Origin of the sequence: Mongoliibacter ruber (genome assembly GCF_003003005.1) — a bacterium.
GTDB classification, from domain to species: Bacteria; Bacteroidota; Bacteroidia; order Cytophagales; family Cyclobacteriaceae; genus Mongoliibacter; species Mongoliibacter ruber.
On sequence record NZ_PVTR01000003.1, the window covers coordinates 108,890 to 119,874 of the forward strand.

Annotated in this window: 8 protein-coding genes; 4 read left to right on the forward strand and 4 right to left on the reverse strand. The window is 39.5% G+C overall.

The features are described from left to right. Positions 1–166 precede the first annotated feature (166 nt). A complete protein-coding gene (locus tag CLW00_RS06155; RefSeq protein WP_106132790.1) occupies positions 167–715 on the reverse strand; it encodes an REP-associated tyrosine transposase in 549 nt (182 codons plus the stop codon). Positions 716–1,363: 648 nt separating this feature from the next. Between CLW00_RS06155 and CLW00_RS06160 the strand changes: the two genes are divergently transcribed. The 4 genes from CLW00_RS06160 to CLW00_RS06175 all read left to right on the forward strand — a co-directional run bounded on the left by CLW00_RS06160 (position 1,364) and on the right by CLW00_RS06175 (position 5,127). Beyond that, positions 1,364–3,244, forward strand: coding sequence for an alpha-amylase family glycosyl hydrolase (locus CLW00_RS06160; protein ID WP_106133068.1), 1,881 nt, complete (start codon positions 1,364–1,366; stop codon positions 3,242–3,244). A 114-nt stretch (positions 3,245–3,358) separates the two neighbouring features. After that, positions 3,359–3,559 carry a hypothetical protein gene (locus tag CLW00_RS06165; protein WP_106132791.1) on the forward strand — a complete coding sequence of 67 codons (201 nt, stop codon included), beginning with the start codon at positions 3,359–3,361 and terminating at the stop codon, positions 3,557–3,559. Then, a complete protein-coding gene (locus CLW00_RS06170; protein ID WP_106132792.1) occupies positions 3,549–3,881 on the forward strand; it encodes a type II toxin-antitoxin system RelE/ParE family toxin in 333 nt (110 codons plus the stop codon). The genes CLW00_RS06165 and CLW00_RS06170 overlap by 11 nt, the downstream gene beginning before the upstream one ends. Positions 3,882–4,002: 121 nt before the next feature. Further along, positions 4,003–5,127, forward strand: coding sequence for a peroxiredoxin family protein (locus tag CLW00_RS06175; protein WP_106132793.1), 1,125 nt, complete (start codon positions 4,003–4,005; stop codon positions 5,125–5,127). Between the two features lie 29 nt (positions 5,128–5,156). Here CLW00_RS06175 and rsmG read toward each other — a convergent pair whose 3' ends face one another. The 3 genes from rsmG to CLW00_RS06190 form a co-directional block, all read right to left on the reverse strand. Continuing rightward, the gene (rsmG, locus tag CLW00_RS06180) at positions 5,157–5,789 is read right to left on the reverse strand and encodes a 16S rRNA (guanine(527)-N(7))-methyltransferase RsmG (RefSeq protein ID WP_106132794.1); all 633 of its coding nucleotides are present in this window, start codon (positions 5,787–5,789) and stop codon (positions 5,157–5,159) included. Positions 5,790–5,827: 38 nt separating this feature from the next. After that, positions 5,828–7,174, reverse strand: coding sequence for a vanadium-dependent haloperoxidase (locus tag CLW00_RS06185; protein WP_106132795.1), 1,347 nt, complete (start codon positions 7,172–7,174; stop codon positions 5,828–5,830). A 504-nt stretch (positions 7,175–7,678) separates the two neighbouring features. Beyond that, on the reverse strand, positions 7,679–10,984 hold the full coding sequence (locus CLW00_RS06190) for a VCBS repeat-containing protein (RefSeq protein WP_245917183.1): 3,306 nt from the start codon (positions 10,982–10,984) through the stop codon (positions 7,679–7,681). Position 10,985 lies beyond the last annotated feature (1 nt).

Below are 10,985 nucleotides of genomic sequence, written 5' to 3' on the forward strand. Positions count from 1 at the left end.
TGACTCAAGAATCCGAAGGTCCAACCTTCGGATAACGCACCACCTTAACCATCAATTGATTTAAATAGCTTCTTAAAAAAAACAAATTTGCGCTGAAAGATGCGTTGTCACGCGGTTGTACCGCGGGACTGATAAGTATTGAGTTTTTAACTCCAGCACTTCAAAATCAATATAGCAAAACATCCACCAATCCCTTCTTCCCCGCATAATCCCTGGCAGAACTGTAAATGTAATGTTCAGCTTCTTCTACAATCAAAGCCCTAACAGGATTTTGATGGATGTAATCCAGTTTCTGTTCTAAAAATTTTGAAGAAGTAATGCTAATCCCATGATAGCCATCTTTCCAAAACTTATATTCCTCAACTCTTTGGAGGATGTTTCCTCTAAATTTCATTTGATTCAAAATCCATTTTCTTCTGGATTCAATGGATTCATCTTGAAGACTTTTTAAAATAATTCTGGCTGTGAATCTTTTAAAATCTCTAATTATATCACTCAGTTTGCCTGGTTCTGCTGCTCTGCAAATCAAATGCAGGTGATTTGACATCAGGCACCAACCATAAACTTCCAAACCCTTGTTTTTGATACAGAAATTAAGACTATCAACTATATCAATTTTGTAATCTTTCCTAGTAAAAACATCTATCCAATCAATGACTGTAAAAGTCAAAAATTGAACTTCGTTTTGATCGTTAATTTTAAAAGGTTTATTCATCGGTTAAAAAGTTAAAAACTAAAAGAAATTTAGCTAAATATAGAATGAAATCAAACAATCATTAAAAAAAGAGCTACAAGCTCTTGACTCAAGAATCCGAAGGTGCAACCTTCGGATAACGCACCAGCTTTACCAGCAAATGATTTTCCCAGCTGCTCAAAAAAAACCGAATTTGCGCTGAAAGATACGTTGTCACGCGGTTGTACCGCGGGACTGATAAGTATTGAGTTTTTAACTCATGTATTATCGAGCTACAAGCTCTTGACTCAAAAATCCGAAGGTGCAACCTTCGGATAACGCATCACCTTAACCATCAATTGATTTCCATCACAACGTAAAAAAAGTTTAAAGTTTTTGGAGTAGCGTTGTCACGCGGTTGTACCGCGGGATAACGCATCACCTTAACCATCAATTGATTTCAACCGCTGCTCAAAAACGAGTAAAACAATGAGAGAAGTGGGTAGCGCAGTGTTAGATTTTTATATCGCCGAAGGAATATATCAATTTATATCGCAAAGCATATATGTATCAAATTCCGGTTGTACCGCCGGAGGACTGATGAATAAGTCAATCGTTTGCATAAAATTTGACAGCTTTTTTAGCTTCAAAATATACCCAACAACAAGCCGAATTATGTACTTTAGCCCTATGAGAAAAAGGCTTTTACTTTCCCTTGCAATAATTTCGGCAGGTGTGTGCATCTTTTCCTGTCAACGTGAACAATCACAAAACCTTGAAGAACTTGCCATGAAGGAGCAACATAAGATAGTAGTATACCAGGTTTTTACCCGACTTTTTGGGAACACCAACGACAATAACCAACCATGGGGCACTTTGGAAGAAAATGGAGTGGGTAAGTTCAATGATTTTACGGATAAAGCTTTGGAAGAAATCAAAGCCTTAGGCATAAGCCATATCTGGTACACAGGCGTGCCACATCATGCTGTGATCAGAGATTATACTGCATATGGAATTTCAAATGATGACCCAGATGTAGTCAAGGGAAGGGCAGGTTCACCCTATGCTGTCAAAGATTACTACCAGGTCAATCCAGATCTGGCTGAAGACCCAGCAAAGCGCATGGAGGAATTTGAAGCATTGATTGCCCGAACCCATAAACATGGCATGAAAGTCATCATAGATATCGTGCCCAACCATGTGGCAAGAAAGTATGTGGGTAAAAACAATCCTGAAGGAATTAGTGATTTTGGTGCTGAAGACGATACGTCTGTGGAGTACAAAAGAGACAATAACTTCTATTACATCCCAGGCAAAGACTTCAAAGTACCCGAACCTATGGATGGATATAAACCATTAGGTGGGGAAGAGCATCCATTGGCAGATGGTAAATTTGACGAATCACCAGCCAAATGGACAGGAAATGGATCCAGAGAAGCACAACCTCATTTTCATGATTGGTATGAGACAGTAAAGGTCAATTATGGCGTCAAACCGGATGGAACCAAAGATTTCCCACTCCTTCCCGGAGAATTTGCGGAGCAAGATTATCAGGCCCATTATGAATTTTGGGAAAACAAGGATGTCCCTGATTCATGGAAAAAATTCAGGGACATTGCACTTTTTTGGACGAAAAAAGGAGTTGATGGATTCCGCTTCGACATGGCTGAAATGGTTCCCGTGGAATTTTGGTCTTACATGAATTCTGCTATCAAAAAAGAAAACCCAGAGGCATTTCTACTCGCTGAAATTTACAATCCACAAGCTTACAGAGACTATATCCATTTGGGAAAAATGGATTACCTCTATGACAAGGTTGAATTGTACGACACGCTCAAAAACATCATGCAGGGTAAAGGTTCTACCGATAACCTCATCCCTATTCAAAGTGGACTTTCTGATATCAATAAACACATGCTGCACTTTTTGGAAAACCACGACGAACAGCGGATTGCAAGTCCTGAGTTTGCCGGAAATGCCAAAAAAGGCAAACCTGCCGCAGTCGTATCCGCCACCATAGACACTGCTCCAATGATGGTATATTTTGGGCAAGAAGTGGGTGAACCTGGGGCTGAGGATGCAGGTTTTGGCAGCCCGAGCCGTACTTCAATTTTCGATTACATAGGCGTCCCACATCACCAAAGATGGGTGAATGATGGTAAATTTGATGGAGGCAGACTTTCAGAGGAAGAAAAAGAACTAAGGGATTTTTACAAGCGCTTGTTGAATTTGACACTTTACAGCCCTGCATTGGGTGGAGAATACCTGGAAATCCATTCCTATAACCGGGAAAACACAGAATGGTACAACGATCGGGTATTTTCATTTGCCAGATGGGGCAAAGGACAAAGATTGCTCATCATCAGCAATTTTGATACAAGCGAAAGCTTCGGTTTTGAACTCCAACTCCCCAAAGACCTGATTAGCAAGTGGGGCTTGCAAGATGGTGATTACACTTTGGAGGAGCAGCTTTACAAAGAAAATAAAGCTACATTAATCGTGGAAAACAGAACTGCAAGGGTTAGAGTTGATTTAAAGCCTCTCGAAAGTTGGATATTGGAATTGAGGTAAAAATCTTTCAGCTTGGAACCCACTATTGATATTGAACCTTTATTTAGATAATTTCGATAATATATCAAGTATAAAAATTACTAATGTGCTAAATAGAAATATAATTCTTTGAAAATGAAACAATTGACTTTAAATATAGACAGCAACAAGTTCAAAACATTTCTTGAGTTTGTCAAGACTTTAGACTATGTCGAGATTGAAGAAATTGATGGAAAGACCTTGGAAGAGCTTCAAATCAGCCTCAGGCAAGTAAAGTTGATGCAAGAGGGTAAGTTGGAGAAACAAAGCGCAGAAGACTTTCTCAATGAGTTTTAATGTAATTCCTACTCCAGAGTTTAAAAAGCTTTTTAAGAGGCTTGCAAAAAAATACCCGTCACTAAAAAATGACTTAAGCCGACTTATTGAAATACTTAAAGAAAAACCAACAATCGGTATCCCTCTAGGCCATAATCTTTTTAAAATACGGATGGCTATTTCTTCAAAAGGCAAGGATAAATCCGGAGGTGCGAGAGTGATAACCTTCTTGATAAATACAGACAACGAAATTTTTCTAGTCCACATTTATGACAAAAGTCAACTCGGAAATTTATCTAAGGAACAGATTATTTTAATCTTAAAAAATGCTGGTTTAATGTAAATCTCTAACCAGACATTTATATCAATGGATATTTTCAAAAGAAAAGATAATTTACCACCAAAACAACCCCACTTTTAAAACTGTTTTTTTTATTAACTTAGAAGAACTAACCTGATCAGTGATGTCGAATTTTGACCGTGTATCCCTTTTTGTAGTTTTTATCTCATTACTATCTGCTTGCTCGAAACCTGAAAGTCCGGAAGAGCTATTGCAGCGGAGTCAAGAAAAATATTTCTCATCCATGGCTTATAGTTACAATACCACTTTGATATGGCCACATCCTATGTTTGATGAAGTGGATACTTTTCGATATGAATTGCAATTTGAAAAACACCCCAATGAATTACTGGACTACAATTTCATAGGAACAAGTGCCAGAAGTACTAGTATCTATCAGGATAACACCCTCACGCTATACATTCATAAAGACAGCACAGTACAAATGCTGGATGCTGACACCCTCAGAAAAAGTCCTGATAGACTGATGTCTAATATGCAGCTTACCTTTTCCCCATTGAAAATATTGAAAAATGGAGACTTGCTCTATAAAGGCGATACGGCAATACAGAACAAAACTTACCGGCTTTTTTATAAGGTTTTGCTGGATAAAGTATTTGAAGAAACCAAGGTGTATTCGGAAAATCAGGTCCTCATCAACCCTGCCAATGCACAGATAGCGCTCATAAGGCACCTTTTGTTTCACGATGATAAACCCAAGCAATTTATTGATGCCTGGTTCGATAAGCAGGAGTTTTTTGATAATCCTAGGGCCTTGGAAATCAACCTTCATCAAGGATATGTGACTGCAACAAATGACAAAAAGAAGTCAAACAGAAAACTATTGCAGCCCGGCAAAAATGCTCCTGATTTTTTACTTTCAGATTTGGAAGGAAATAAAGTCAATCTCAAAGATTACAGAGGAAAAAGAGTCCTCTTAGACTTTTCCATGATCAATTGCGGTTTTTGCAAACATGCATTGGATCATTTCAATAAGGCTGATTTTTCTTTTGCATCTGATGTGGAGGTATTTTACATCAATCCTGTTGACAGTCTGGAAAGGATGCAAATGTACGTGGAGAAGGTAAATATTCCTTTCACAGTTCTCCTGAGTTCTGATGAATTGGCAGCGTTATATGGTGTTTCAGGCTATCCAAGTTTTTTTATACTTGATGAGAAAGGAACCATTACCGATGCTTTTGCGGGGTATTTCCCAGAAAAGTTTGAAGGCTTAAGAGAATCATTGTAAGCTGGTTGTATTCCGTATTCCCCAAAGAATCACCTCTTGCCCTCCCAAGGCACATAAACCACTTTTTTGGTTTCGAAGAAGTCCTCTTTGAAATAATCTTCTAAATGGTAGGTAATGTATCCAACATTCCTTTCTTCCATCTCTTCATCTACATCACCACCTTTCAACAATAAAAGCCCGTTTTGCATCTCGTTGATGTCTTCTTTACGAAACTTATTTTTTACCCAAGGAATAAAATTGGCGAACCTGGTAACTGCCCTACTGACCACAAAATCATATCTCCTGACCAAAGTCTCAGCCCTCGCCTGTTGTGCCTCCACATTGCTCAACTTCAATTGGCGGGCAATATCCTTCACCACTGTGATTTTTTTACCAATGGAATCAACCAAGTGGAAATGACATTCGGGAAAAAGTATAGCCAAAGGAATCCCCGGAAAACCTCCACCTGTGCCAATATCCAAAATCTTAGTTCCAGGCTCAAACTGTAACACTTTGGCAATTCCCAAAGAATGTAAGACATGCCTTTCATAGAAATGCTCCACATCTTTACGGCTGATCACATTGATCTTCTCGTTCCATTCGGTGTAGAGCTCTTCAAGTTTTTTGAATTTATCAATTTGATCTTCAGTAAGGTCGGGGAAATATTGTAGGAGCAATTCCATAAGCTTTGTTTAATGAAAGCCAAAATTAATCTTTTAAATCAATTCTCCGCTAAATTTTCAGATTTGGTATTTACCCTTCCAAGCAAATGATGTCCGACTTTCTGCCCTTTACTTGCTCCATTTACGATGGCCGGCATGTAATGAATCCCACCATAAAGTCTACTGATAGCTGCCTCATCTGCTGCTCCTCTAAAAGAATCAAATTCTCTGATCGGCAAACCATAGGCTACTTCGGTAGAGTCCACAAAATGAAACGGCTCTCCAAAAACTTTGGTTAGGGTTTCTGCCGCGGCATTGGAAATCACACTATGCCCTGATGTGTACTCAGGAAATGGTGGAGTCTGCAATAGCGGCAACCAATCTTCGTCGATGTATTTGTTGATATAAGTTTCAGGGCGGATCAATACAGACCTGTATTTCTCATCCCAACAAGCTATAAATCCATCAAAAAGCGCTATACCTGTTAATGCCAAGGCTTCAGTAGTTCCTTTCCAATCAAGCTCAGCTGTTTTGGCAGCAATGGCTGCTATTCCCATCCAATGTCCCCCTGGAGTGATTTTTTTCTCTGCAAACATCACGTGCCCCTTGACATTCACTTTGTATGGGTTGCAATCCCAGAAGTATGCGATATCTTTTTGGTCCTCGGTGATATCTTTTACCACTTTGAATACTTCCTCAGCTTCTCTAAAAAAAACAGAGTTGGGATCTGCTGAAAACTCAGTAGGCGGTTCCGATTTAAACTGTGCCGCAGAATCCAACACGAAAGGCCTGATTTTATTCCAGTGTGGCTCTATTCCCTCCATATATGCTGGAGGCGTAGGCTGCCATGTATTCGGATTGTTGCTTACAGTGTATTTTTCATAGGACCGGCTTTGATGGTAGGTATCCTTCTTAGAATATTCAATTACATGATCCGCTACCTCTTCGCCAAAAGCCACAGAAAGATCAAATATTCTCTTAGGAACTCCCTTTTTGCGAATTTCCTCATAAGCCATATCTCTGTGATCAGTCATCATGTCTTCTGAAAAAATAAGGGCTGTAGCCACTTTATAGTATGCCGCCAACGAAGCCAATGGGAAATACACTTCTTCATGAACCTCAAACTCCTTTTTCTCAAAATCATTTAACTGACCCATGAGGGTTTTATACTGAGGATCTGCCATTACAGCGACTTCATAAGCAGCTATCGATGGATAAGCATATATTCTACTCGCTACAGGCGGAGAGAAAATATCATGTATAATCACATTGGTCAGCCTGATTTGAGCTGCTGTCTGGTAAGATCCGTCAGTGATTACCTCATGGTAATCTTTATTTTCCTGACAAGCCATCAAGACAAGTATAGCTAATACAGACAGCATCAGGTTGTTAAGTACTCTTTTCATGCGTGTTTGTTATTGGGTATTGTTCTTCAAAGATAATAAATCCCTCTTAGTCAGTCAAAAACACGAGAGATAAGGTGCTTGGTTCTCAAATCTAATGAAATATTTATTATGATTATCCGCAATTATGCCACTAATCAATTAAACGAGGGTTTTATGGCGAAGAGATACTAATAGATATTTTATATTTATTCTTGGTTCGAAATCACAGGTTAATTCAATTATTTAGATACTACTGGTATTAAAGCAGTTATACATAATATTCATTATGCGTATCTTCAATGCTAAAACTAAATAGATGACACATTTATTTTATTCAATTCGATATTCATTGATACTTACCTGCCGTCAGCAGCTTGGATATTTACTGATATTATCTCTACACTGAAATAAATATTTTATGCTCGTACGGAATTATACCGCAATGCCTAAATCTCAAAACAAACATTGAGACGGAACTTAATATCTATCAATATCCATGAATACTATATTTTTCTATACAGGAAATCAATTGACCTTTAAAAATACCGGGCTATCATTATTCCTCAAGGCAACGATGTGTTTTTCTCCTTTGATGGTTATGACCTGACATTGTCTATATTCTCCCCAAAATGCATCAGAGGGGAAGTCCAAAAGTATTTTTTCTATCCCTTTCTCAGTGACTTCCATCAGTGTAAGGGGTTGGGCAGAAGCATTTCCCAAATCTGTTCTGAATCCAAAAAAATTACCAAGTGACAGGATCAATTGCCTACCGTTTTCATCATCAAAAATAATAAAATCCCTGATCGGACTGAATTGGGCTTCTAAAGGGAATGGGAAAAACCGACTAGGACCATTTTTTTCAAAACTCAACATACCGGATTCTTGATGGTTAAAGACCAATTTATTGGCCTCCGCTAAGACAGACTTTTCAAACAAATCCTCTGGAGTCTTGACCTGACTGTAAGCTTTGTAATCTATATGCACCCGCTTGATCCCTGGCAACTGGCGCATCAAATCGTCTCTACTAGCAAAAGGGACCAGGTAACCACTCATATAATGGAAGATTACAGGCTCATTTTGGCCATTATTATCAAAATCATGGTGGTACAGGTACACAGGATTTTCCTCACTCGCTTTCAATTTGGAATTCAAACCTAAGTTCCCCAAAAGCAATTGTTGACCAGAGTCCGATTCTATCAAGCGCAAACCTGTGTACCAACCTGCGAAAGCGCCCAATTCTTTTTCCCAAAGCCTTTCAAAATGCCCTTCTCTGTTTTGCTTGTAAATCTGAAGTGGATTCCACTCCCCTGCCAATACCAATTCTTTTTCGCCATCTACTGTAAGGTCTGCCCATATGGCTTTTTGAATCATGCCAAATGAGATGTCTTTCCCGAAATACTTTTCGGTCATGTCAGTAAACCTCCCTTTACCATCATTGACCAGCAAATAAGACTTCGGACTCGCCCCATAATCTCCCGTCACTGAAGAAGCACCCACAAAAATGTCTGGGTAGCCATCTCCGTTGATATCATGTAGAGCTACCGTAGAGGTGTTTTCTCCAATCGGAGGAAGGGCATTCATGGCAAATGAAAAACCCCCTTTACCGTCGTTGATAAATACCCGATCAAAATTAAAAATCTCTCCTGTCTTAAATTCATTGCCTCCACTTCCTACATACAGATCCGGATAGCCATCTCCATTCAAATCTTCCAAGACAGCAACCACATCTTCTGCCATTTTGAGTTGTTCAAAAACAGGCATATCCTGCTTGCTGAAGCTACCATCCTGATTTTGAAAGAAAACCGAAGAAGCTTGTCCTTTGGCGCCACCCAAAAACAAATCATCTAAACCATCCCCATTTACATCACCTACGGCCAATGCCGGACCTTCTGTTCCATACCTTCTGGGCATAAGGTATTCCCTTCTAAATTCGTCAAATGCTATATTCTCTTCATGCTTCCAATCCAAATCAACCTCAGCTATAGAAAGAACAGGTGAAGAAAAAGACTTCTTGGGGAATAAGGTAGTCTTACCCTTCCCTTTTTGAAGTTCTAGTTTTTGGTTGGCATCGAAACTCCCAAAATTCTCTGTCTGATCTACAGCCCAGCTGACAAGTACGGAATCCACCTTTTCTTTTTCACCCAATCCGAATGTCAAAACTGTCGATCCACCGGACTGAAATCCCCTAGAGGTACTCAAAGTTTGATGATAAACATCACCATTAGCATATATCCAAACTTGGGCACCTATACCAAACACATTTTGGGTATCTCCTTTAAGTTCTACCTGGAAAAATGCATTTTCTGATTTTTCAGAACTCCAATTTCTATAAATAAAAGCTTCTTGGTCGAGGTTATTGATCACCAAATCCAGATCTCCATCATTATCCAAATCAGCATATGCGGAACCATTGGAATAGGAAACTTGGTCAAGCCCCCATTGGGCAGCAACATTTTCAAATTGCAATTTGGAAGATTGCCTGAAGGCATAATTGGGCAGCTTCATGGTAGGCAACATGTCCACCTGTTTCTGTTGGATTTCCTTTTCAGATAATCCTGGCGAAGGTTCCTGACTGTATTGAATAAAATCCAGGTCATTGGGTCTTTTGACAATGCCATTGGTCACATGAATATCAGGAAAACCATCATTGTCCATGTCAAAAATCAAAGGTGACCAACTCCAGTCTGTGGCAAAAGTATTGGTCAACAAGGCGATGTCACTGAATTTACCATTACCGCGGTTCAATTGCAGGTGGTTGCGTACATACTGGTCACCATAACCCATTCTCTTTTTCACATCAAAGACTTCCTGTTTGTCCTCTCCAACGGATTTCATCCAAATCTCAGGGTCTTCAGGAAGCATATCTGTGGTAAATATATCAGGCAACCCATCCAAATTGATGTCAGACAAATCATTCCCCATGCTGTAGCGGCTGGTGCTGGCGATATAATCTTTGAGCGATTCCACAAAAGTCCCATCACCCTGATTGATGTACAGGTAATCGTCTTCCGTAAAATCGTTAGACACATAAATATCCAACCAACCGTCTTGATTAACGTCAGCAATACCCACTCCCAATCCAAAACCCAAGCTACTGGAAAGTATGCCAGCTTCCAGTGTGACATCCTCCATTTTTTCTACGCCTTCACTTAGTAGGTTTTTGTATAGCCTGTCTCCTCCTTTTTCATCTACTGAAGTAAACTTGGTGTCTGCATGGGAAAAAACTTCGGGTTTTTTGATAGAATGATTCAATAAATAAAGGTCCAAATCCCCATCCTGATCATAATCAAAAAATAAGGCATGCGTGGAAAACCCAACAAAGTCAATCCCATATTTTTCGGCTTCTTCGGTAAATGTAAGGTCACCGTTATTGATATAAAGACGATTTTTACCTTCCAAGCCTTTGTAGTCTCCTACTTGGCAGACATAAATATCCAACAATCCATCCCCGTTGACATCCGCCATGGTCACCCCTGTAGACCAACCTCCAGCACCGTTTACACCGGCAGATTGTGTAATGTCTTCAAACTGGAAATCACCCTTGTTGAGGTACAGCTTGTTTTCTCCCTGATTGGATGTAAAGTAAATATCAACCAGACCATCATTGTTGATGTCCCCTAGAGCCACACCGCCGCCATTGTAGAAATAGAGGTACTCAATGATATTCAGGCTATCAGATGACGTGAGGTCATTTCGAAAGTCAATACCCGTCTCATCCGAAGAGAGAAGCTCAAATAGGGTGTCTTCCCGGGAGTCCGGAGCACAGGAAAAGCAAGCAATTGTGATCAAAAAAACACATATTCCAAACTTCCTCATTTCTGTATATCTCATT

What these genes read in the sequence shown, in the direction of transcription:
- CLW00_RS06165 (WP_106132791.1), top strand. Translation starts at nt 3,359, where the DNA reads ATGAAACAATTGACTTTAAATATAGACAGCAACAAGTTCAAAACATTT.
- CLW00_RS06190 (WP_245917183.1), bottom strand. Translation starts at nt 10,984, where the DNA reads ATGAGATATACAGAAATGAGGAAGTTTGGAATATGTGTTTTTTTGATC.
- CLW00_RS06170 (WP_106132792.1), top strand. Translation starts at nt 3,549, where the DNA reads ATGAGTTTTAATGTAATTCCTACTCCAGAGTTTAAAAAGCTTTTTAAG.
- CLW00_RS06155 (WP_106132790.1), bottom strand. Translation starts at nt 715, where the DNA reads ATGAATAAACCTTTTAAAATTAACGATCAAAACGAAGTTCAATTTTTG.
- rsmG (WP_106132794.1), bottom strand. Translation starts at nt 5,789, where the DNA reads ATGGAATTGCTCCTACAATATTTCCCCGACCTTACTGAAGATCAAATT.
- CLW00_RS06160 (WP_106133068.1), top strand. Translation starts at nt 1,364, where the DNA reads ATGAGAAAAAGGCTTTTACTTTCCCTTGCAATAATTTCGGCAGGTGTG.
- CLW00_RS06185 (WP_106132795.1), bottom strand. Translation starts at nt 7,174, where the DNA reads ATGAAAAGAGTACTTAACAACCTGATGCTGTCTGTATTAGCTATACTT.
- CLW00_RS06175 (WP_106132793.1), top strand. Translation starts at nt 4,003, where the DNA reads ATGTCGAATTTTGACCGTGTATCCCTTTTTGTAGTTTTTATCTCATTA.